Raw genomic sequence first — 21872 nt, 5'->3', positions numbered from 1 at the left:
CGCCACTCCAACCTGTCTCACCGAATCAGCCACAACTCTTCCTGCGGCGGGCCAATCCACTCACAGCCGTCAGGCGTTACCAGTATCTCTTCCTCAAGCGAAATGTAGCCGTAGCGCGTGCGTACGCCAAGTTCGAGGGTCAACACCATGCCAGCATCGATCGTGCCGTAGGGTTTGTCGCCGTAACGTTCCCAGCGCGGGTAGAACCCCACGCCACCGTCATGAACCGCTCGCCCCACCTGATGGCCAAGCGCGTGCGGGTATTCCGGGTAGCCGGCAGCGGTAATGGTCTGGCGGGCAATGGCATCGATCTCCCACCCTACCACGCCGGGCCTGATGGCCGCCGCGGCAGCGCGTATCGCCGCCTTGACCGCGTTAAAGGCGTGCTGCGCTTCCGCTGGCGGTTCGTGCTCGCCGGGCCGCAGGCAATACCAGACCCGCTGGTGATCCGAGCAGTAGCCGTCGAGCTGGACGCCAAAATCCATGTGGAAGATTTCGCCGGGCCGCACCACTTCATCTGACGGGCCGGTGTGTCCCCACGGCGAGTTGGGGCCAGCGTTGAGGCCGGGACAGTGGATGGGGTCCCACGCTGTGGTGGCGCCAGCCGCGTGGGTTTGGGCATGGACGAAGGCAGCCACCTCGCGCTCGCTGACGCCGGGACGCAGAAAGTCGCCGGTGGCGGTAAAGATGCGCATGCTCAGATCAGCGGCGGCGCGCATGCGCGCTACTTCTTGCGGCGTCTTGCGGCTGCGCAGCGCAGCAACGAAATGCTCTGCCGAGACCAGTCGTTCGCGGTAGGGAGTGCCGGCAAGGTAATCGCACACGTTGAGATACATGCCATAGGTCAAGCCATCGGCGCTGACATCGCTCCGGCTGATGTTAATCCCGATCCGCTGCGGATCGTAGCTCTGCAACAGGCTCACCAATTCCGGGCCGATGCTTTGGGTGTAGGGTCGCACCTCGTCGAACAATCCGGTGCGGCGCAGCGCTTCATCATCACCCAACCCAGCCAGCGCCACCGCCCGCCCGCTGCGGGTGACAATGATCGCCGTCGTCCACGTCAGCGAAAAGTGGCCGAGCAGTTTCAAGGCTGGGTCAGTATGTTCCGACGTCTCTCGCACCAAGATCAGCCAGAGGTCAAGATCGTGTGCATCGAGCAATTCCCCGGCTTGGTGCAATTTTTCGTGGTACAGATCCATCGTGGCGCTCCATCATCAAGTTTGGCGAATCGACTATGTAGTAGCAGTGTACCAGTTGCGCCAACGGAGCGGCGGCGCGCCTTTCAATCATATCGTCAACATGGAGTGCGGCAGTTTGACTGCCGCACTCCATACAAGGCCCTTCCCCAAACGCAAAGGCGCAAAGGGCGCAAAGGTTCGTAACGCAAAGGCGTGAAGACGGTGAAACGCAAAGGCATAGAGGACGCAGAGGGTTTTGGGGGAAGCGTCGCCGCTCCTATTGTCATTGCAAGCCGCGCTCTGCGCGGCGAAGCAATCTCCCCCTTCAGCGGGAGCGATGCTCGCAGGCATATCTCCTTCGCTGAAGGAGGGGATTGCTGCGGGCGCTGCCCGCCCTCGCAATAACATCATTCCTTCCTCTCTGCGTCCTCGGCGTCCTCGGCGGTAAAAAACACACCCCCGCTCCAGCCGTCTAGGGGGAGCGGGGGCCGGGTGATATGGCGCAGACAAGGCCTGCTATACCCCCACCCCAACCCCTCCTCCGCTGGGGAAGGGGCAACCCTCACCCCCTACCCCGCTCCCACTGGCGCGGGAGCGGGGCGCTACGGGGTTCCGCTTGAGCAGTGACCTTCCCGCCAACCACACAACTCCCCCTTTCCCGCCGTCAGGTGGGAGAGGGGGCCGGAGGTGAGGGCCAACAGCCCGCGCAGCGGGCTTCGTGAGCCAAGCCCAGCCCTTCAGGGCTTGGTACCCTTGCCCTACCGCCAGAGGCTATTCCACAGGTCTTGCAGCGTCGTCTGCACGCTGGCAATCGTCTGCCGGATCGGATCGGGCGAGAGGCGGGCATCGAGCCGGGTGCGCGCATCTTCGATCACCTCGTTCAGCATCCGGTGCGCTTCTTCGGCATGCAAGCGGGTGAGCAATTCCGCGTAGGCGTCGAGCAGTTGCTCGCGATCGACCTTCGGCGTCTCTTCGAGCATATTCGCCAAAATCCGGCGCGCGCCGGTATAAAAATCTTCGATCGCCATCGCAGCTTCCTCCTGAGCGAGATGGGTGATTGGTTGCCGGTTAGACGCTCCAGCAGGCCGGATCGTTGTAGCGCCACAGGCCTACGGATCGGCTATCACCAAACCATCACGGCGTCGTGCCATCGCGGCGCAGCACCTCACGCGACCGCCCGCCATCAGGCGGGCCGACATAGCCCTGCTGTTCGAGCAGATCGATCAACTGCTGCGCTTTGGAATAGCCGATCCGCAACCGGCGCTGCAAGAGCGAGGCTGAGGCGCGCTGATGTTGTGAGACGAGCGCAATCGCTTGCGGCAGCAATTCGTCTTGCTCGACAGGCGAGAGGAACTCAGCGGGGGGTTGGAAGCCCTCGCCGCTGGCGGCAGGTTGGGTCTCGCTCCCGCTCGGCTTCGCCTCCTCCGGCTTCGCCTCATCGGGCGGCGCCGCCTTGCGCCAGAAATCAACGATCCGCTCGACCTCGCGATCGGCGACGTAGGCGCCCTGAATCCGCACCAGCTTCGCCGAGTCAACCGCCATATAGAGCATATCGCCGCGGCCAAGCAGATGTTCAGCGCCGGGCACGTCGAGAATGACCCGGCTATCAACTTGCGAGGTGACGGCAAAGGCGATGCGCGAGGGGAAGTTCGCCTTGATCAAGCCGGTAATCACATCAACCGACGGGCGCTGAGTAGCGATAATCAGGTGAATGCCAGTCGCGCGGGCCATCTGCGCCAACCGGCAGACATACGTCTCAACTTCATCGGGAGCCATCATCATCAAGTCGGCCAACTCATCGATCACAATTACGATGTAGGGCATCGGCTCAAGATCGGCCCGTTTGCGCGCCAGTTGACGATAGCTGTCAATATTGCGGCAAGCGTGTTTCGCAAACACCTTATAGCGCCGCTCCATCTCGCGGGTTGCCCACTTGAGCGTCGGCACCACCCGCTCGACCTCGGTCACGACCGGCGACAGCAGGTGCGGAATGCGATTGTAGACGATCATCTCGACCATCTTCGGGTCGATCAGAATCAGCTTCAGTTCATCGGGGGTGTGCTTGAGCAGCAAACCGCACAAGAACGCATTAATCGCCACTGACTTGCCCGAACCGGTGGCGCCGGCCACCAACAGGTGCGGCATCTTGGTCAGATCGGCAATCACCGGCGTACCGCTGACATCCTTGCCCAACGGCAGTTTCAGCCGTCCGCGGTGCAGTTCGTACTCTTCGCTATCGAGCACCTCGCGCAGCGAGACCATTGCGATCGCGCTGTTGGGAATCTCGATCCCAACCACATTCTTGCCGGGGATAGGGGCCTCGATCCGGATCGATTGGGCAGCCAGCGCCAACGCCAGATCGCGTTCGAGCGTCGTGATTTTGGCCACCTTCACCCCAACCGCCGGCTGCAACTCAAACTGGGTCACGGCGGGGCCGGTATTGACCCCCACGACCCGCGCTTCAACCTTAAAGCTCGCCAAGGTCTCTTCGATCACGCGCGCTTTGAGGCGGCGCTCTTCGTCGGTAATGCCGCCATCAGGCGCGCGTTCCAAGAGCAGTTCGAGCGATGGCAGCGGCCACGCCCGCCGCATCGGCGAAATCTCGAACCCATCAAGCGCCTCTTGCACCACCTCTTGCACCGGTTCCGGCTTGGCCGGCGATGTGCTCACCAAAGGCGCACTGGCCGGCTTGGCCGGTTCGGCAGGCGGGGGCAATTCAGGCGTAGGGAGCTTAAACAGGCTCGCCCGCGTCGGACGGGCGGCAATCGGCGTCGGCACAATATCATCGGCCTCGCCTTGGGGCGGTGGCGTAAAGATCAGATCGGCCAGCGAACGGCGCGGCGTGTTGGCAGGGGCAGCCGGCCGGCGCGGCACGCTCCAGAGCATCTGCCAGAAGGCGGCGGTGCGCTCGGCCATCCCCAGCACCAGCTCGCGCACAGTCAGATTAAAGGTCAGTAGCAACCCAGCTAACCCCAGCGCCAGAATCACTGCTACTGCCGCAATCCGGCCAATAGCGAACTGCAACGCCTCGAGCAGCCAATACCCGATCAAACCGCCGCCCTCATTGAAACGATCGGCGATCAGAATATCATGCACCGGCGCTTCGAGCAGGCCCAGCATCGCTAAGAGCACCAGCACGGTGCCCAGCACATTGGCCCCGCTCAGGCTGGCATCGCTCATTCGCTCTTGCCAGAGAATCGCGATCCCGATCAAAAAGAGGGTGAGCGGCACAAAGAAGACCCCGGCGCCGAACAACAAGCGCACGCCGTTGAGGTACAGGCTGCCCAACCCGCCGGCTTCGCCGGTGAACACAAAAATAATCGTAACGGCAGCAATCAGGATCAAACCCAACGCAAACAGCTCACGTTGATGTTCGGGGCGCAACGAGATGGCCCAACTCGCCTTCGCGCCGCTCTTGCGGCTGCGGCTGCCAGTGGCGCGCCGCTTGCCGGTTGATTTGTTGCCGCTGCGTGAAGCCATTGCTCCTCAGTTCCCTAACGCCTGTGATCTGCAATTCGATTATAGCATATCTGTGCGAGTACTCCATGATATGCAAACCGTCTTTACAAATTGCGCACAACCACATATAATTGTGGCAAGGTATGGGGTAGGCTGCGAAAGCACTCCCGGCCACGACTGAGAGATGTGCTCTCAGTTCTTCATTTTTATACTGAGGTTTCCCGTCCGCCCGGCTGTGCGGAATGGGTAGCGTAGAGGCAGTAGTGATGACAGACAAGCCGACGTACCTGACTCGCGAAGGTCGCGCCCGCCTTGAAGCGGAGCTTGAGTACCTGATGACCGTGGAACGCAAGCAGATCGCTGAGCGGATTGCCGCGGCCAAAGAATTGGGCGACATCTCCGAGAGCGGTGAATACGAAGACGCGAAGAAAGCGCAAGCCTTGCTTGAAGGCCGGATTCGCGAACTGAAGCATCTCCTCTCACGCGCTGAATTGATTGATGAAGATCAGGCGAGCAATGGCGAGGTACGAGTCGGTTCGTCCGTAACCGTCCGGTTTGAAGACGACGGCTCGGAAGAGACGTGGACGATCGTCGGCAGCGCCGAAGCTAACCCGCGCCAAGGCCGCATCTCGAACGAGTCGCCGCTCGGCGCTGCGCTGCTTGGCAAGCGCGCCCGCAATAAGGTGACGGTGCATACACCCTCTGGCGTGATGAAATTGACGATTCTCAAGGTTCGCTAACAGCCATTGTACGCCGGCTGAGCACGGGCGAGGCATGCCTCGCCCGTGCTGTTTTCCGGTATAATGGGGAGAGAAGCGCCGGCGCTGGCGGAATGCGCCGGTGAGATGGCATCGATTCTTTCAGTATGGAATTGAATGACTTACAAGCCCAACGCGCCGCCAAGCTCGAACAGTTGCGCGCCGCTGGAATTGATCCCTTTCCGCCCCGCTGCTACCGCAGCCATACGATCGACGCGGCATTGGCTGCGTTTGATGAATTGGCCGCTGCCGAGACGGTGATTACCCTCGCCGGACGGATCGCCGGCGCGCGGCGAGTCATGGGCAAGATCGCGTTTGCCCACATTGAAGATGGCAGTGGCGAGATCCAACTCTGGCTCAGCCGGGCCGATATCGGCGATGAGTGGTTCGAGCGGTTTCGCGATCAGCTCGACACGTTTGATATTGTCCAAGCGACCGGCACCCTCCGTCGCACAAAAACCGGTGAACGATCGCTGTTCGTGCGCGAGTTGGCGGTGCTGGCCAAGACAATCAATCCGCCGCCAGAGAAGTGGGCCGGTCTGCAAGATGTCGAAGAGCGCCATCGCCAACGCTACCTTGATCTGATTGTGAACCGCGAGCGGCGCGATATCTTCCGCGCTCGCGCTCGTATTATCAGCACCATGCGGCGCGTGCTCGATGAACGCGGCTTTCTGGAAGTGGAGACGCCGGTCTTGCAGCCGCTCTATGGCGGCGCTGCCGCGCGCCCGTTCGTTACCTATCATAATGCGCTCGGCCAGAATCTCTATTTGCGCATCGCGACCGAACTCTACCTCAAACGGCTCATTGTCGGCGGCTTCCCCGGCGTCTACGAGATCGGCAAAAACTTCCGCAACGAAGGGGTTGACCGCTCGCACAACCCAGAGTTTACGATGATGGAGTGCTATCAGGCGTATGCCGATTATCACGCCATGATGGCGCTGGTCGAAGAGATGCTGGGTGAGATTTGCTATGCGGTGCATGGCACGACTACGATCACCTATCAGGGCCGCCAACTTGAGTTTCGCCCGCCGTGGCCGCGCCTTGCGATGGCTGATGCGATCGCCGAACGCACCGGGATCGATATTGCCCAGCATCCGGATCTGGCCTCACTGCACGCGGCAATCGCCGATCGCGGCTTGCGCGTCGATCGCAAGGCGTCGTGGGCCAAGCAGGTTGATGAACTCTTCTCGGAATTCGTCCAACCTCATCTCTTCCAGCCCACGTTTATCATTGACTATCCGGTGGCGATGTCGCCGCTAGCCAAGCGCATTCCCGACCGGCCCGACTTCACCGAGCGGTTTGAAGCCTTTATCGCCGGGATGGAGATCGGCAACGCCTTTACCGAGCTGAACGATCCGTTTGATCAGGAAGAACGCTTCCGCGAGCAGTTGCGCGCTTTCGCCGCCGGCGATGAAGAGGCGCACCAAATGGACGAAGACTTTATCAATGCGCTGCGCTATGGCATGCCCCCCACCGGCGGCCTTGGCATCGGCATTGACCGGCTGGTGATGGTGTTGACCAACCAGCCGACGATCCGTGAAGTGATTCTCTTCCCGCATTTGCGGGAACGATCCGATTGAGTGGAGCGGTGCTGGCAAACCGTAACCGGAAAGGAGGCGTCTATGCCCCGCTCGTTTACGGTCGAGCGTGAGAGTTTGCCGGCGGTGGTGCAACGCTGGATCGAGGCAATTGGCCTCGGCGAAGAGGAAGTGATCGAGTTGGTCTTTACCGAACGCGAGTTGCTGATCCGCCGGCCAATGAGCCCACATTTGCGCGCTTGGGCCGAGGCGATGTGCGATCAGTACGATCGGGCCTTCCGGCAGATTGTCGGTATCTAAGCGTGCAGCGATTGGTGCGGCAAACGGTACATTGCGCCGGGCCGGTTTGGATCGGCGCTAGCTGCGCCAATCAGCGCAGGACGATGGGATGAGCGCTATGTTGGACGAAGAAGCGACCCCGATCGTCTATCTTTCTCAAGACGACGTGCTCGATCTCCATACCTTTGTGATCGAGCGTTATGGCGGTTTGCTCGGCATCAAGAGCCAAGATCGGTTGCAGATGGTGTTGAACGCGCCACGCCAGATCCTCTTTGGGGCGGAACTCTACCCCGATCTATGCAGTAAGGCGGCCGTGCTCACCTTTATGCTTGTGAAGCATCATCCGTTCAATGCTGCCAATGAAGCGACGGCTTTTGTCAGTCTGTTACGCTTTCTCGCCCTGAATGGCGCGAGTTTGCGGCCCGAAGTCGGGCCTGATGAGATTGGCTGGGTGTTCCACGCGCTGAGTCACGGTGATATGGATCGGGAAGAGCTTGAGCGCTGGCTGCGCGAGAATGTGGACTGTTGCCATGACGCGGGTGCTGATTAATGGCTCGACTGGAATGTTAAGCGTGCGGACGGCGCAATTGCTGAGCCAGCAGCACGAGGTGATTGTGCTTGGCCGGCGACCGCCCGCAGGGCCTATCGGGCATGCCGATTGGCTCGTGGCCCGCCTTGATCGCAAACAGATGCTTGAATTGCTGCGCGCTGAGCAGATTGAGACTGTGATCCATCTGGATCTGCTCGGCTTTGATGGGCCATTGCCCGATCACGAGACGACCGTGCAGCATAATGTGATCGGGACGATGGAGCTGCTCGGCGCGTGCCGCGCGGCGGGGGTGCGCCAGATTATTGTGCGCAGCCACGGCTGGATCTATGGCGCTAGCCCGCTCAATCCGCTCTTGATCACCGAAGATCGCCCGATCAAGACGAACCATAGCCGCGGCCTGTTACGCACCCTCAGCGAGGTCGAGCAAATCGTAGCCGATTTTGCCGCGCGCCATCCTCACATCACGGTGACGGTGTTACGCTATGCGCCGTTGCTGAACCAAGATGGCCCGTTGATGACCTATCTCCGCTCGCCATCGCCCCAGATGCTGTTTGGCTTTGATCCCATGATCCAGTTGCTGCACGTCGATGATGCTGCTTGCGCCATGGTCGCCGCCGTGAACCAACCAGCCGGAGGGGCGTTTAATCTCGCGCCTGAACAGCCAATGCCGCTGAGCCAAGTGATCCGGCGGTTAGGCAAGCAACCCGCAGCCACGATGGGGCCGCTGTTCGACAACCAACCGCCACCGGGATGGCCGTTTGAGGTTGACTTTCTGCGCTACCGCTGCGTCATCGATCCGCAACGCGCTTGCCATTCGCTAGGATGGGCGGCGAAGTATGATATGTCAACCGCGCTTGACACCCTCAAGCCACAATCGCCGGAAGAAGAATACGCCGCAGCTACGCGCGCCTTGAATGAGTTTCTCAACCGCAGGAGACGGGTAGAATGAACGACGAGCCGGTTACTCCGCCAACCAGCGATCCGGGAGAGCCACGCCGTCCCCGCCGGGGCCGGGCGCGAGCGGTGGCGGTTGAGATGGAAGTCGAGCCGCCGCCCACCGGCGCTCCGAATCATCACGCAGCGCCCGTTGACCCGGTTGATCCGCCGCCAGCGCCAACGCCGTTCGAATGGGATGAATCGCCCCCCGCGCGCCGTTCGGCTGAGCAGTTATTTGAGGTCGAGATTGATATTCGCCAGCAGAGCGAACAACAACCCGGCCCACAAGCCGCTCTCGGCAATTTCGCCGCCGGCGTGGTGCGGTTGATCGGCGAAAATCTCCAGCGCATGACCAATGAACAGGTCGAGCGGGTCAATAGTATGTTGCAGGGGGTTGATCTGCGCGATTACCTCGATCCCGATTTTTGGAAGGGGATCGGGATGGTGCTACGGTATCAGCTTGATGAACAGATCAACTTTATCCAGCGCCGGCAGCGGGGCGAGTATACGATCGATCCGTTCGGTATGGATCGCGAGATTATCGACATTGCCCGCCCGTTTCTCTCGTTTATGTACCATACGTGGTGGCGGGTGCAGGCCAGCGGGCTAGAGCATGTGCCGGCTGAAGGTCGGGCGTTGTTAGTGGCCAACCACAGCGGCGTGTTGCCATGGGATGGAGCGATGATCGCGACCGCCGTGGTCAATGACCATCCGGCCCAAAACGAACGAATCGTGCGCTCGCTCCACCTGCACTGGTTTACGACCTTGCCGGTGATTGCACCCACGCTCGCCGCGTTAGGTCAAGTGCCCGGCATCCCAGAAAATGCCATTCGCCTGCTCGAGGGCGATGAATTGGTGTGTGTCTTCCCCGAAGGGTTAAAGGGGGTGGGTAAGCTCTTCAAAGATCGCTACAAGCTAGCCCGCTTTGGCCGCGGCGGCTTTGTGCAAGCCGCGCTCCGCACCCAAGCGCCGATCGTGCCGGTCGCTGTAGTCGGCGCGGAAGAGATCTATCCGATGTTTGCCAACGCCGAAGGGATCGCCAAACTGCTCGGGTTCCCCTACTTTCCGCTCACCCCTTTCTTCCCGTGGTTCGGCCTGCTCGGCGTGATCCCGCTGCCAACGCGCTGGTCGATCACCTTCTGCCCGCCGATTGACACGACGCGCTATGGTCCCGATGCCGCCGATGATCCGATCACGGTGCTGGAATTGTCGGAACAGGTACGCGAGACGATTCAAGAGACGATTAACCAGAAATTAGCTGAGCGGACGTCGGTGTTCTAGAGGGCTTGGTGAGGAAGCGGCGCCCATCCGGGCGCCGCGCACATTTACGAGCCGATTACGCTTCCGGTTCACCCGGCTGGATATTGTGCGGCGTCTCGATCCATCCGCGGCGCAGGGCGAAGATCACCGCCTGCGTGCGGTCATTGAGCGACAATTTGCGCAAAATCGACGAAATATGATTCTTGACCGTCTGGGTGCTAATGCCTAATTCATCGGCAATCGCTTTGTTGCTGCTGCCGGCGGCAATGCGCTCAAGCACCTCGATCTCGCGTTCGCTCAGCGGCGTAAAAATTTGCAAGCCGAGATCTTCGGCAACCATCTGCACTTCCGACAGACTGCGAAACTGCGAGAGGATCCGACTCGCGACACGCGGCGCTTCGGTCAAGACATCATTAATCACATACTCGCCACGCGCCACGCGCCGCAGGATGTCGGCCAAGGCTGCGGGCTTGATATCTTTCGAGCGGTAGGCGGCGGCACCGGCGCGCAAGGCGTTAAACGCCGCTTCATCACTCTCGTGCATGCTCAGCATCACGACGGCAATGCTGGCGTACTGCCGGCGCACCTGCCGGGTCAACTCTAAACCGCTCATGCCCGGCAGATTGAGATCAACCAGCATCACATTCGGTTCGAGGTTGGGATCGACTTGGGCTAACCACTGCAACGCTTCTTCGCCATTCCCCGCCTCACCCACAATCTGGATGCCCGGTTCGTGAGATAACGCCCAGCGCACCCCCTGCCGGAACAGCGGATGATCATCGACGATCAACAATTTTACGGTTGGGTTGGCCATGGCGCCGGTTCCTTTCCCTGACTGCGCAGCCATCTGAGATATGCTTCAACCGGCTCAACGGGCACGTCCATACCGGCAGCGCGGAGCAGGCGCGCCACTGCCGGCAGCGGCAATCCTACCACATTAGTGTAGCTGCCTTCGATCGCATCAATCAACGCCGCGCCACCGCTTTGCAAACCGTAGCCGCCCGCTTTATCCAGCGATTCGCCAAGCGCAACGTATGCAGCGATCTCGTCATCACTCAGGGCACGGAAATGTACCCGGCTCGCCACAAGGTCAACCAAGATTCGCCGCCCATCATACAACGCCCCGCTGCGCTCGGCGGCTTGGGGCAACAAGAGGCACAAACCGGTCAATACCGTGTGCGCGCGCCCAGCCAAGCGCCGGATCATCGCGCAAGCATGGTCTTCGTCGCGCGGCTTGCCCAACACCATGCCATCGAGCACCACTTCGGTATCGGCAGCCAGCACGATCGCATCAGGATAGCGCCGGCCAATATCAACCGCTTTGCGCCATGCAACGAGGGTGGGATGCGCATCGATCGGCAAAGGTTCCGGCAACGGCGGTAACGCCGCCACCAGATCAACCGGCACTGGCGCGGGATGATCTTCAGCCGGGCTGGCTAGACACGTATATTCCACGCCCAGATAGGCGAGCAACTCGCGCCGGCGGGGCGAGGCAGAAGCCAGAATGAGCGGATGAGGCGAGGCGGGCATACCGATCCTGATATCGTTATCCTTAGAGCCATCAGCGCATCGATCATAACATGGCCGGCTATGCCGCGCAAGATTGCACGCATGATGAGTAGGCAACAGAGCCATGGGTTACTCTGTTGCCAATTTGTTGATAAAGTTGACAGTCGCTAACAGAACCGTTATAATCCCGCCTAACGATGTACAGTCTCTTAGCAACGCCAGTCGATCGTCGCCGCACCTCTCCTCATGCTATTCTGGTCCACGTATACCGGCTTGTAAAGCCTCCGCTCGTTTATCAACCACAGGCTGATACTGTGATAGGACAAATGGCGTGCAGGTTTTGGAAAGGAGGTGATGCGGCGAAGAGAGAACGCAATGGCGCGGCCGATCGAGATATGGTATGGCAAGAGATTGGAATTCGTTCGTTTCGCTGCCCTCAGATTTAAGGAGGACACAGACAGATGGCTAGCTTTACCAAGCGAATCATTGCCGTCGCAATGGTGATGGCGATGGTGATTCCCATGCTGGCGGCCTGTGGCAGCACCACCGCCCAGCCGACAGTTGTCCGCGAGACCGTTGTGGTCGTGCAGACGGCCGAGCCGGTGCGCGAGACGGTTGTGGTTACTGAAGAGGTAAAAGTCGAGCAGTACACCACCCCGCATCCGATCCTGAGCGATCTGCGCGTCCGGCAGGCAATCGCCTACTGCACCAATCGCCCCGAGTTGATCCAGTCGGTTTACCCCTACCTGACGCCCGAGCAGCAGCAGAACCTGCTGATGGACACCTTCCTGCCGAAGGCTCACTGGGCAGCAGCGAAGGAGAACATCACCACCTATCCGTTTGACCCCGACAAGGGCAAGGCGCTGCTCGAGGAAGCCGGCTGGACGGGCAGCCCGATCCGCGCCAATGCTAACGGCGAACCGCTGGCACTGAGCTTCACCACCACCAATGCCCAATTCCGCCAGACGTGGTCGGCGGTCTTCATCCGCCAGATGGCGGCTTGTGGCATTCAGGTCATCCCGACCTACGCCCCGGCCTCGTGGTGGTTCGGCAGCAGCACTGGCCTGCGCCGCCGCGACTTTGAGCTGGGCGCCTTCGCGTGGGTTGGCCAAGCCGATCCGGGCGGCCAGACACTCTACGCCTGCAATCAGATTCCGCTGCCTTCCAACAACTGGGAAGGCCAGAACTACATGGGCTGGTGCAACGAACGGGCGAGCCGCGCGATCATTGCCGCGAACAACACCCTCGACCGCGCCGAGCGCATCCGCCAGTATGCGATCGTACAGGAAGAGTTCACCAAGGATATGGTGAGCCTGCCGCTCTTCAACCGGCTTGAGGCGTATGCCGCCAGCAACCGGCTGAAGAACTTCAAGCCGAATCCGACCGCGTACTACACCGCGAACGCTGATGAGTGGGAGCTGACCGATAATGGCGACACGATCGTGCTCGGCTTCACCCAAGAGCCGCAGACGATGTGGAGCTTGATCGAGAGCGCGGCGGTGCAGCGGGTGGCAGTGAACCTGCTTGGCGTGCCGTCAGCCAGCTCATACGACTACGACTACCAGCCGGTTGGCCTCGATGGTCTCTCGACGATCGAGAATGGCCGGGCCAAGAACGTTGATGTTGAGGTGAAGGAAGGCGACATTGTCTGGACGACCGATGGCGAGGCAAAGCCGTTGGCGCCGGGTGTCGAGATTACGACCGCCGATGGCCAGACCATCACCTATCAGGGCGGCACGGTCAAGATGAAGCAACTGTCGGTGACCGACAAGTGGATCGCGGGCATCAAGTGGGAAGACGGCGAGCCGCTGAAGAAGGCCGACTTCGAGCTGGCCTACAAGATCAACTGCGATCCGGCGTCGGGCGCTACCTCGCTGACCTTCTGCAACTCGATCGCCAAGGTTGACTTCACCAGCGACACCGAGTACACCGTCACCTTCCACCCCGGCGTGCAGTGGCCGACCTACTTCACCGGTTCGCTGGGCTACTACCCGTCGCATCAGGTGTTGAGCGATGGCCGCAAGCTGGCTGATGTGCCCGCGGCTGAGTGGCAGACCTTGCCCGAGATCATCGAGCGCCCGCTGAGCACTGGCCCTTACGTCCTCAAGGAGTGGGTCAAGGGCCAGAGCATGACCTTCGAGGCGAACCCGAACTACTACAAGGGTGAAGTCAAGGTCAAGCGGGTGATCATCAAGTTCATTGCCGATACCAATCAGGCGGTGGCCCAGTTGCTGACCGGCGAAGTTGACGTGCTGGGTAGCGAGACGTTGGGCGCCGGCGCTGAAGTGCAGACCGTGATCGAGGCCGGCAAAGAGGGCAAGATCCAAGCCTTCGTGGTGCCCAGCCCGACGTGGGAGCACATCGACATGAACCTCTTCACCAAGTAAGCGATTTGGTTGGCCGGTAACCGGCACGGCGATGGGCAGAGCGTTGCCCATCGCCGCGCCTGCTCTATGGGTGACCCCAACGGCGCAACACTGTGTAAGAAAGCTGCTTGACAATCGTGACCTCGCGCAGCCGGCCACGATCGGTCGTTCCCCAACGTTTAGGAGCATTACTATGGCAGGTTATCTTGCCCGCCGCTTTGTGCAAATGTTTTTGGTAGCACTGGTAGCGGCAATCTGTGCCTATGGCATGTTGTATTTGGTGCCCGGCGGGCCGATTGATCAGTTGCTAGCCGAGCGCCAGAATGCCGGGCAAAATCGAATTACAGAAGCAGATATTCGCCGCGTGCGCGAGCGTTTTGAATTGGATATTTATTTACCCTTCCGTTTTACCCGCTGGCTGATTGGCTGGCCGGCCGGGCCGCTCCCCGGCGGGATTGGCGCCGATTGGCAGATCGGTTGCGCCGTGCCGGGGCAAGTGCGCTTGCGCTACCCCGATGGCCGGGTCGAGGTGGTTGAAGAAGGTTGTGAGGTGCCGGTCACAATGGCTGATCTAGAAGGCCGCAAAGTAAGCCGTGGCATTGTGTTTGGCGATTTTGGCATGTCGCAGGTGATGTTGCGCGGACGGCCGGTGACCGATCTGATCATGACCCGCTTGCCCTATACCCTCTATCTGATGGGAACGTCGATTTTGCTGTCAATTTTGATCGCGGTGCCAATCGGCGTATTCTCGGCAGTGCGCCAGTATTCGCGCTTCGACTACGTTATGACCACGGTTGCCTTTATCGGCGCATCGCTGCCAAGCTTCGTCTTTGGCATTTTCGCGATCTTGCTCTTCTCGGTCTTGGCCAAGAATGCCGGGTTGCCGTACCTGCCGCCGGGTGATGCGGTCGGTGTGCGCGATTATACCATCCCGTGGATCGGCACTGTGCAGGCCGGCTCGTTCCTTGACCGCTTCTTGCGCTTTTTGATGCCGTGCGGCGTGTTGACCTTTATCAATATCGCCGGCTGGAGCCGCTTCGTGCGCGGGAGTATGCTTGAGGTGCTGAGCCTCGATTATGTGCGCACGGCCCGGGCGAAAGGCGTTGCCGAACGGGTCGTGATCCTCAAGCACGCCCTGCGCAACTCGCTCATCCCGTTTGTCACCTTGTTGGCCGGCATTCTGGTTGCGCTCTTCAGCGGTGCGCTGATCACCGAGACCGTGTTTAACTGGCCGGGAATCGGGCGCCTGTTCATCGATGCCCTCAGCCGCAATGATTATAATGTGGTGATGGCGTTGTTGATCATCAACGTCGTTTTGTTGCTGATTGGCATTTTGATCACCGACATTCTGTATACGGTGGTCGATCCGCGCATTCGCTTGACCTAATGATGCGTTTGCCGGCGCGATCGCCGGTGATCAACACGTTCACGAGGAGAAGTTGCATGGCCACTAGCACGACTGCCGTGCCGCTCGAAGAGGCTGCTCCCCGACGATCGGAAGGGCAGTGGGCAATTGTCTTCCGGCGTTTTCGCCGCCACCGGCTGGCGATGTTTTGCGTCGGGTTGCTGACCGCGTTGCTGTTGCTCTCGGCGGCGGCGCCGTTGATTGCCCCCTACGAGCGCGATGCACCCAACCTGACCGGCCGCTTTCTCACCCCCATGGGACGCGATGCCGATGGCGGTTTGCATATTTTGGGCACCGACCACCTTGGGCGCGATTACGCTACCCGGTTGCTGTACGCTTCGCGCGTATCGTTAGGCACCGCCTTTACCGCCACCTTGATCGCCTCTACGATCGGGATCATCCTTGGCATGCTAGCTGGGTATTTCGGCGGGTGGGTGGATATGGTGATTAGTCGCTTTCTAGAGATTGTCGCCACCTTCCCGACCCTGCTCCTCTTGCTGATTTTGTCGTCAATCTTGGTGCAAAACATTAATGCGGTGCCGCTGCCTGCATGGGGCGCATCATTCCTCGCCTTTCTCTTTGCCGTCTCAGAACGCGAAGCGCGGATTATTTTCGCCGTGATTTTGGTGCTGGCGTTCTTTGGCTGGACGGGAACGGCCCGTTTGATGCGCGGCATGGTGCTCTCGGTGCGCGAGAATGTCTATATCGAGTCGGCCCGCGCTCTCGGCGCGAGCAATGTGCGCATCCTGTTCCGCCATGTCTTCCCCAATGCGCTGCCGCCAATGATCGTCGATTTTACCCTCGGCGTGAACGGCACGCTGGTCGCTGAGTCGGCGCTGAGCTTCCTTGGCTTCGGCATTCAAGATCCGACGCCGACGTGGGGTAACATGCTGGGGTACGCCCAAAGCTATATGTTCCAGTACCCGTGGATGCCGCTGATTCCGGCGATGCCGATTTTGATTGCGTCGATTGCGATTAACTATATTGGCGATGGTCTGCGTGACGCCCTCGATCCGCGCCAGCGCGGCTAGGCAGCGGGCACGCTTAAGATAACGATACGGAGTAGCTGTGGCAACCGAGTCTCGTGTTGTAGCGGGCGCGACGCGCCCCACCGGCCGGCGTGGCGCTGAGCTGCTGCGCGTGGAGGGCTTGAAGACCTATTTCTTTACCGAAGATGGCGTGGTGCAGGCGGTTGATGGCGTCGATTTCACCCTGCGCCGCGGCGAAACGCTCGGTCTTGTCGGCGAGTCGGGGTCGGGCAAGAGCGTGACCTCGCTCTCGATTATGCGCTTAGTCAGCCCGCCCGGCCGGATTGTCGAAGGCAAGATTATCTTCGACGGCATTAATCTGCTCGACCTTGACCCCGAAGAGATGCGCAAGATCCGCGGCGACCGGATCGCGATGATTTTCCAGCAACCGACTACGGCGCTCAATCCGGTCTTCCGGGTGGGTGATCAGATTATTGAGACGCTCGAAATCCATCAGGGGCTCAAGGGCGAAGAGGCGCAGAAGCGGTGCATCGAATTGCTGTCAATGGTGGGATTGCCCGACCCGCAGCGACGCATGCGCCAGTATCCCCACGAATTATCGGGTGGGCAGTGCCAGCGCGTGATGATCGCGATGGCGTTGGCCTGCAACCCCGAATTGCTGATCGCCGACGAGCCGACGACCGCGCTTGATGTCACGATTCAGGCCCAGATCCTTGACCTGATGCGCGAACTGCGCGAGAAGATCGAGACGGCGATTATGTTGATCACCCATGATATGGGTGTGATCGCCGAGATGGCCGATAGCGTGGTGGTGATGTACGCCGGGCAGGTGGTTGAATATGCCGACGTGCAATCGCTGTTTACCGATCCCAAGCACCCCTACACCCGTGGCTTGCTCAACTCGATGCCGGTGCTCGGCGATGAACGCACCGAGCTGGAGGTCATCCCCGGTACGGTGCCGAGTTTGATCAATCCGCCCAAAGGGTGCCGGTTCGCGTCGCGGTGTAGCCAGCGGTTTGAGAAATGCGACCAGCCGCCGCCGATGATCGAGATAGACGCGAACCGGCGCGTGCGGTGCTGGCTGTATGAAGATTAACGCCAAGACGCCGCCGAGCGGCCCAACGTCTTGGTTATTACGTGACGATGGAGCGAGACCATGACTACTCCGGTGGTGCAACCGGCAGATGATACTCTGCTTGAGGTGCGTAACCTCAAGAAATACTTCCCGATTAAAGGCGGGTTTTTGCGCCGCACCATCGCTGAGGTGCGTGCAGTTGATGATGTGAGCTTCACCGTCAAGCGCGGCGAGACGCTCGGGTTGGTAGGTGAGAGCGGCTGCGGCAAGACGACCACCGGGCGCACGGTGTTGCGGCTCGAACGCGCAACGGCGGGTGAGGTCATCTTTGAAGGCCAAGATGTGATGCGGGCCAGTGGCCGGACGATGAAGGCGCTGCGCCGCGATATGCAGATTATCTTCCAAGACCCTTACGCTTCGCTTGACCCGCGCATTACGATTGGCGAGAGCGTGGCCGAAGGGTTGGTCATCCATGGCATCGGCACGCCAGCTGAACGGCGCGAGCGGGTGCGGGAAGTGCTGGCGAAGGTCGGTCTGAGCGCCTCCCACATGACCCGCTTCCCCCACGAGTTTTCGGGTGGCCAGCGCCAGCGCATCGGCATTGCCCGCGCGCTGATTATGGAACCGAAGCTGATCGTCTGTGATGAGCCGGTTTCCGCCCTCGATGTGTCGATCCAGTCGCAGGTGCTGAATCTGCTGCGCTCCCTCCAGCGCGAGTTTGGCCTGACCTACCTCTTCATTGCCCACAATCTCGCGGTGGTTGAGCACATCTCGGATCGGGTGGGGGTGATGTATCTGGGGAAAGTGGTCGAATTAACGACCAGCGCCGAGCTGTTCCGCGAGCCGCTGCACCCCTATACCAAGGCGCTCATCTCGGCGATTCCGCATCCTAATCCGATGGCCAAGCGCGAGCGGATCGTGCTGCAGGGGGATGTGCCGAGCCCGATCAATCCTCCCAGCGGCTGCCGTTTCCACCCGCGCTGCTGGATCGCCAAGAGAATCTGCAAAGAGCAGGAGCCGGCGTTTGAAGAGAAGCGCAAGGGCCACTGGGTCGCCTGCCATTTCGCCGGCCAGTTTTAGATCGTAACGACAGAGCAGAGCGCAATGTCAGGGGCGACGCAGTGCGTCGCCCTAACCTATTGTATTCCGCATGGAGTGATCCCCATGATCCGCATGCTCCATCTCGCCGATCTGCATCTCGGGGTTGAAAACTACGGCGCCCTAGATGCACGCCGCGGTCTGCATTCACGCCTGATCGATTATCTCGACCGGCTTGATGAAGCGATCAGCATTGGCCTCGATCACGAGATCGATCTCTGCCTGATTGCCGGCGATGTCTACAAAAACCGCACCCCCAACCCGACCGTCCAGCGCGAATTTGCCACGCGCATCCGGCGCTTGCGCGAGGCCGGGGTCGCGGTGGTCATTCTCACCGGCAACCATGACATTTCGCCAGCGCAAGGCAAAGCGCACTCGGTCGAGATCTTCGCCACCCTGGCGCTCGAAGGGGTGACGGTAGCCGACCGGCCACGCCAACACCGGATTGCCACTCGCAATGGCGAGGTGCAACTGATCGCGGTGCCGTGGGTGACGCGCCAAATGCTGCTGGCCCGCGAAGAGCTGGCCGGTGCGTCGATTGCGACGATCGAGTACGAATTGAGCCGCCGGTTGGCCGATTTTATCGAGCAGGCGGTGGCTCAGCGTGACCCCAGCCTGCCGACCATCATTGCCTTCCACGGCACGGTGGAAGGGTCCCAGTTGGGGTCAGAACGGGCGATGATCCTTGGCCGCGATCTGAGTCTGCCACGTTCGGCGTTAACCCATCCCGGCGTTGATTATGTCGCGTTGGGTCATATTCACCGCCATCAAGCGTTAGGCGAACAGCCGCCGATCGTCTACCCCGGCAGCATCGAACGGATCGATTTTGGCGAGCGCGACGAACCAAAAGGCTGCGTCTTAGTGGAATTAGCGCCGGGCCAAGCGCGCTGGCGCTTTGTGCCGTTGAACGCGCGCCCGTTTGTCAGCATTGAACGCGATCTCCGCCGGAGCAGTGATCCGGCGGCGGCATTGCGGACGGCGATTGAGCGACATAATGTGCGCGATGCCGTGGTGCGGGTTGAAGTGCAGCTTGCACGCGAACAGACCCCGCTGCTGCGTGAAGAGCAGGTGCGGACGTGGCTCCACGAAGCCGGTGCAGCAGTGATTGCCGCCATTGTGTTTGATGTGGAACGGACGGCACGCCAACGCTTTGCCGGGGTGGCAGAAGCGTTGCGCGAGGGATTGACGCCGTGGCAAGCGCTCGAACTGTACCTCAAGAGCAAGAATACGCCGCCGCAGCGGATCGCGCAGTTGTTGGCGGCAGCCGATGAGCTGATTGGGGAAACGGGATAACTCAACCCGATCACGCGGGGAACGAGCGAAGGGACAACGCGCGGCGTTGTCCCTTCAACGATCGTCAGGCATCACGCGCCTGAACCATTCTCACGGTCATTACCGGCGGGCGAAGAAATCCATCTGCTGCTCTTGATACTGGCCCATCGAGCGATACTTTTGGTACCGTTCACGCAGCATCGTCTCGAGATCACGCTGCTGCAAATCGGCCAGATGGAAGCGGAGCCGTTCGCCGACCGCAGTAATCGCGGCAAGACGGTCAGTATGCGCGCCGCCGGGAGGTTCCGGGATCACCTCATCGATAATGCGCAACTCGAAGAGATCGGCGGCGGTCAACTTCAGGGCCTTAGCAGCCTCAGGCGCCTTCGCGGCATCGCGCCAGAGGATCGAAGCGGCTGCTTCGGGCGGGGCAACGGAATAGATCGAATTCTCTTGCATCAGAATGCGATCGGCGACACTGATCGCTAACGCGCCGCCGCTACCGCCCTCGCCGATGACGACAGCAATGCTCGGCACCCGCAAGGTCGTCATCAGCATAATACTTTCGGCAATCGCATTCGCTTGGCCGCGCTCTTCCGAACTCTTGGTCGGATCGGCGGCGGGGGTATCCACAAAGCAAATCACCGGCAACCCAAACTTCTCAGCGTGGCGCATCAAGCGCTGCGCCTTGCGATAGCCTTCCGGGTGGGGCATACCGAAATTGCGCCGCATATTCTCGCGGGTATCGTTGCCCTTCTGGTGGCCGATCACCATCACCGTCTGGCCGGCAAACGTCGCCATCCCGCCAACCATCGCCGGGTCATCACCAAACCGTCGATCGCCGTGTAACTCGACAAAATCCTCGCAGAGCGCGGCGATATAGTCGAGCGTATGCGGACGCTGCGGATGGCGCGCCAACTGCACGCGATCCCACGGCGTCATCGTTTGTTGGAGAGGAGTTTCTTCCATACCGTGCCTCGCGTGATCTTACATAATCGGCTGCGGGAGAGTAGCGCGACGCGCCGCGAGCTGATCGGTTCTGGCTGCCGGCGCCGGTCGCTGCTGGTAGAGCTTGAGGAGGCGAGCCAGCACATCGCGCATCTCACTGCGCGGCACCACCATATCGATCATCCCGTGTTCGAGCATAAACTCAGCCGTCTGGAAACCAGCAGGCAACTTCTGGCGCATAATCTGCTCGATCAGGCGCTTGCCGGCAAAGCCGATGTTGGCGCCCGGTTCGGCGATAATCACATCGGCCACCGATGGGTAAGAGGCAGTCACACCACCGTAGCACGGGTCAACCAACAGGGCGATATGGGGTTGGCCGGCAGCCGCCAAGCGGGTCAGCGCCATCGTCACCTTGGCCATCTGCATCAAGCCGATCACACCCTCTTGCTGGCGCGCGCCGCCGGAGGTATTAATCGTCAGCAACGGCACCCCCAGCTCAGCGGCGCGCTCGGCGGCGCGGGCCATCTTCTCGCCGTAGACGCTACCCATTGACGCACCCATAAACGAGAAATCACCGACGGCAATACACAGTTTCATACCGCTAATCGCGCCGACACCGGAAATCACGGCATCAGCCATACCGGTGCGCTGCTGGGCCTTGGCCAACTTGGCGGCGTAGCTCTCATCAGCAGCGACAAAACCGAGCGGGTCGGTCGGCAACAGATTAGCGTCCATCTCGCGGAACGATCCGACATCGAGCAGACCAATCCACTCGTGGGCGCTCAGGCGCATGTGATGACCGCACTTCGGGCAGACTTTGAGATTGTCGTTGAGCTGTTTCTTGTAAATCAGCTCGCGACACTCGCTGCACTTCACCCACAGATCGTCCGGGATTTGGGCATTGTCCTGTTCATCGGGCCCGGTAAACCCTTTTCGGCTGAGGCGGAAGAACTCTTTCACTGTTCCCTACGCTTTCACTTGGCGCACATGCGCGCGTCTGCTGGTGATTTTATTCACAGTGGCGTTGTTGCCATGTATTATAGCATGAGCCGTAAAGAGGGTGTATCTGCGAGATCTGATTGACATTGCGCGATCGAACTAAAACGAAACGCGAGAGGAATAAAAGCGTTTTAGCCGACTAGAAAGCCAAAAACGAGCTAAGCATCGCCGGTGGCTTGCGCCGCTTGACAAATCGGGCAAGAGTTGCTATACTCCCTATCGTCAATCGCACCGCGGTTGACACGGAGGACGG

The 21872-nt window shown here is 60.4% G+C and carries 19 protein-coding genes; 12 read left to right on the top strand and 7 right to left on the bottom strand.

What is annotated here, in order from left to right:
- Window positions 1-17: 17 nt before the first annotated feature.
- The 3 genes from U9R81_RS05630 to U9R81_RS05620 form a co-directional block, all read right to left on the bottom strand.
- Window positions 18-1199 carry a Xaa-Pro peptidase family protein gene (locus U9R81_RS05630; protein WP_322494535.1) on the bottom strand — a complete coding sequence of 394 codons (1182 nt, stop codon included), beginning with the start codon at window positions 1197-1199 and terminating at the stop codon, window positions 18-20.
- Window positions 1200-1936: 737 nt separating this feature from the next.
- Entirely contained in the window at window positions 1937-2206 is a 270-nt protein-coding gene (locus U9R81_RS05625; protein WP_322494534.1) for a hypothetical protein, read from the bottom strand.
- 106 nt (window positions 2207-2312) lie between these two features.
- Window positions 2313-4658, bottom strand: coding sequence for a DNA translocase FtsK (locus tag U9R81_RS05620; RefSeq protein WP_322494533.1), 2346 nt, complete (start codon window positions 4656-4658; stop codon window positions 2313-2315).
- Window positions 4659-4903: 245 nt separating this feature from the next.
- Here U9R81_RS05620 and greA point away from each other — a divergent pair, with 245 nt between their 5' ends.
- The 6 genes from greA (at window position 4904) to U9R81_RS05590 (ending at window position 9979) form a co-directional block, all read left to right on the top strand.
- The gene (gene greA, locus U9R81_RS05615) at window positions 4904-5377 is read left to right on the top strand and encodes a transcription elongation factor GreA (RefSeq protein ID WP_066787872.1); all 474 of its coding nucleotides are present in this window, start codon (window positions 4904-4906) and stop codon (window positions 5375-5377) included.
- 125 nt (window positions 5378-5502) lie between these two features.
- Window positions 5503-6975 (top strand): lysine--tRNA ligase, encoded by a 1473-nt coding sequence (lysS, locus tag U9R81_RS05610; RefSeq protein ID WP_322494532.1) that lies wholly within the window; start codon window positions 5503-5505, stop codon window positions 6973-6975.
- 42 nt (window positions 6976-7017) lie between these two features.
- A complete protein-coding gene (locus U9R81_RS05605; RefSeq protein WP_066787879.1) occupies window positions 7018-7233 on the top strand; it encodes a hypothetical protein in 216 nt (71 codons plus the stop codon).
- 88 nt (window positions 7234-7321) lie between these two features.
- Window positions 7322-7762 carry a type II toxin-antitoxin system death-on-curing family toxin gene (locus U9R81_RS05600; RefSeq protein ID WP_245668957.1) on the top strand — a complete coding sequence of 147 codons (441 nt, stop codon included), beginning with the start codon at window positions 7322-7324 and terminating at the stop codon, window positions 7760-7762.
- Complete coding sequence (locus U9R81_RS05595; protein ID WP_322494531.1) at window positions 7743-8711, top strand: NAD-dependent epimerase/dehydratase family protein; 969 nt, start codon at window positions 7743-7745, stop codon at window positions 8709-8711. Before U9R81_RS05600 ends, U9R81_RS05595 begins: the two co-directional genes overlap by 20 nt.
- Window positions 8708-9979 carry a lysophospholipid acyltransferase family protein gene (locus U9R81_RS05590; RefSeq protein ID WP_322494530.1) on the top strand — a complete coding sequence of 424 codons (1272 nt, stop codon included), beginning with the start codon at window positions 8708-8710 and terminating at the stop codon, window positions 9977-9979. The genes U9R81_RS05595 and U9R81_RS05590 overlap by 4 nt, the downstream gene beginning before the upstream one ends.
- A gap of 55 nt (window positions 9980-10034) precedes the next feature.
- Here the strand turns inward: U9R81_RS05590 and U9R81_RS05585 are convergent, their stop codons facing one another.
- Both U9R81_RS05585 and U9R81_RS05580 read right to left on the bottom strand, forming a co-directional pair.
- On the bottom strand, window positions 10035-10772 hold the full coding sequence (locus U9R81_RS05585) for a response regulator transcription factor (protein WP_322494529.1): 738 nt from the start codon (window positions 10770-10772) through the stop codon (window positions 10035-10037).
- On the bottom strand, window positions 10754-11488 hold the full coding sequence (locus U9R81_RS05580) for a Maf family protein (RefSeq protein ID WP_322494528.1): 735 nt from the start codon (window positions 11486-11488) through the stop codon (window positions 10754-10756). Before U9R81_RS05580 ends, U9R81_RS05585 begins: the two co-directional genes overlap by 19 nt.
- A gap of 440 nt (window positions 11489-11928) precedes the next feature.
- Here U9R81_RS05580 and U9R81_RS05575 point away from each other — a divergent pair, with 440 nt between their 5' ends.
- From U9R81_RS05575 to U9R81_RS05550, 6 genes are all read left to right on the top strand, one after another.
- The gene (locus U9R81_RS05575) at window positions 11929-13854 is read left to right on the top strand and encodes an ABC transporter substrate-binding protein (RefSeq protein ID WP_322494527.1); all 1926 of its coding nucleotides are present in this window, start codon (window positions 11929-11931) and stop codon (window positions 13852-13854) included.
- 172 nt (window positions 13855-14026) lie between these two features.
- Window positions 14027-15220, top strand: a complete 1194-nt coding sequence (locus U9R81_RS05570; RefSeq protein WP_322494526.1) for an ABC transporter permease — start codon at window positions 14027-14029, stop codon at window positions 15218-15220.
- Window positions 15221-15276: 56 nt separating this feature from the next.
- Complete coding sequence (locus tag U9R81_RS05565) at window positions 15277-16269, top strand: ABC transporter permease (RefSeq protein WP_322494525.1); 993 nt, start codon at window positions 15277-15279, stop codon at window positions 16267-16269.
- Between the two features lie 37 nt (window positions 16270-16306).
- Window positions 16307-17323: an ABC transporter ATP-binding protein gene (locus U9R81_RS05560; protein WP_322494524.1), complete on the top strand. Its 1017-nt coding sequence runs from the start codon at window positions 16307-16309 to the stop codon at window positions 17321-17323.
- A 60-nt stretch (window positions 17324-17383) separates the two neighbouring features.
- Window positions 17384-18382 (top strand): dipeptide ABC transporter ATP-binding protein, encoded by a 999-nt coding sequence (locus tag U9R81_RS05555; RefSeq protein WP_322494523.1) that lies wholly within the window; start codon window positions 17384-17386, stop codon window positions 18380-18382.
- Window positions 18383-18466: 84 nt separating this feature from the next.
- Entirely contained in the window at window positions 18467-19693 is a 1227-nt protein-coding gene (locus U9R81_RS05550; protein ID WP_322494522.1) for an exonuclease SbcCD subunit D, read from the top strand.
- Window positions 19694-19792: 99 nt separating this feature from the next.
- On the opposite strand, the gene U9R81_RS20025 is transcribed toward U9R81_RS05550, so the two are convergent.
- Both U9R81_RS20025 and accD read right to left on the bottom strand, forming a co-directional pair.
- On the bottom strand, window positions 19793-20641 hold the full coding sequence (locus U9R81_RS20025; RefSeq protein WP_416180939.1) for an acetyl-CoA carboxylase carboxyltransferase subunit alpha: 849 nt from the start codon (window positions 20639-20641) through the stop codon (window positions 19793-19795).
- Window positions 20642-20659: 18 nt separating this feature from the next.
- Window positions 20660-21580, bottom strand: a complete 921-nt coding sequence (accD, locus tag U9R81_RS20020) for an acetyl-CoA carboxylase, carboxyltransferase subunit beta (RefSeq protein ID WP_416180938.1) — start codon at window positions 21578-21580, stop codon at window positions 20660-20662.
- Window positions 21581-21872: the final 292 nt, after the last annotated feature.

Origin of the sequence: Chloroflexus sp., assembly GCF_034435895.1 — a bacterium.
Classification (GTDB): domain Bacteria; phylum Chloroflexota; class Chloroflexia; order Chloroflexales; family Chloroflexaceae; genus Chloroflexus.
This window is presented reverse-complemented; position numbering and strand designations above follow the sequence as displayed.

Coding starts and splice junctions, on each gene's coding strand:
- U9R81_RS05630 (WP_322494535.1), bottom strand. CDS start 1,199: ATGGATCTGTACCACGAAAAATTGCACCAAGCCGGGGAATTGCTCGAT.
- U9R81_RS05625 (WP_322494534.1), bottom strand. CDS start 2,206: ATGGCGATCGAAGATTTTTATACCGGCGCGCGCCGGATTTTGGCGAAT.
- U9R81_RS05620 (WP_322494533.1), bottom strand. CDS start 4,658: ATGGCTTCACGCAGCGGCAACAAATCAACCGGCAAGCGGCGCGCCACT.
- greA (WP_066787872.1), top strand. CDS start 4,904: ATGACAGACAAGCCGACGTACCTGACTCGCGAAGGTCGCGCCCGCCTT.
- lysS (WP_322494532.1), top strand. CDS start 5,503: ATGGAATTGAATGACTTACAAGCCCAACGCGCCGCCAAGCTCGAACAG.
- U9R81_RS05605 (WP_066787879.1), top strand. CDS start 7,018: ATGCCCCGCTCGTTTACGGTCGAGCGTGAGAGTTTGCCGGCGGTGGTG.
- U9R81_RS05600 (WP_245668957.1), top strand. CDS start 7,322: ATGAGCGCTATGTTGGACGAAGAAGCGACCCCGATCGTCTATCTTTCT.
- U9R81_RS05595 (WP_322494531.1), top strand. CDS start 7,743: ATGACGCGGGTGCTGATTAATGGCTCGACTGGAATGTTAAGCGTGCGG.
- U9R81_RS05590 (WP_322494530.1), top strand. CDS start 8,708: ATGAACGACGAGCCGGTTACTCCGCCAACCAGCGATCCGGGAGAGCCA.
- U9R81_RS05585 (WP_322494529.1), bottom strand. CDS start 10,772: ATGGCCAACCCAACCGTAAAATTGTTGATCGTCGATGATCATCCGCTG.
- U9R81_RS05580 (WP_322494528.1), bottom strand. CDS start 11,488: ATGCCCGCCTCGCCTCATCCGCTCATTCTGGCTTCTGCCTCGCCCCGC.
- U9R81_RS05575 (WP_322494527.1), top strand. CDS start 11,929: ATGGCTAGCTTTACCAAGCGAATCATTGCCGTCGCAATGGTGATGGCG.
- U9R81_RS05570 (WP_322494526.1), top strand. CDS start 14,027: ATGGCAGGTTATCTTGCCCGCCGCTTTGTGCAAATGTTTTTGGTAGCA.
- U9R81_RS05565 (WP_322494525.1), top strand. CDS start 15,277: ATGGCCACTAGCACGACTGCCGTGCCGCTCGAAGAGGCTGCTCCCCGA.
- U9R81_RS05555 (WP_322494523.1), top strand. CDS start 17,384: ATGACTACTCCGGTGGTGCAACCGGCAGATGATACTCTGCTTGAGGTG.
- U9R81_RS05550 (WP_322494522.1), top strand. CDS start 18,467: ATGATCCGCATGCTCCATCTCGCCGATCTGCATCTCGGGGTTGAAAAC.
- U9R81_RS20025 (WP_416180939.1), bottom strand. CDS start 20,641: ATGGAAGAAACTCCTCTCCAACAAACGATGACGCCGTGGGATCGCGTG.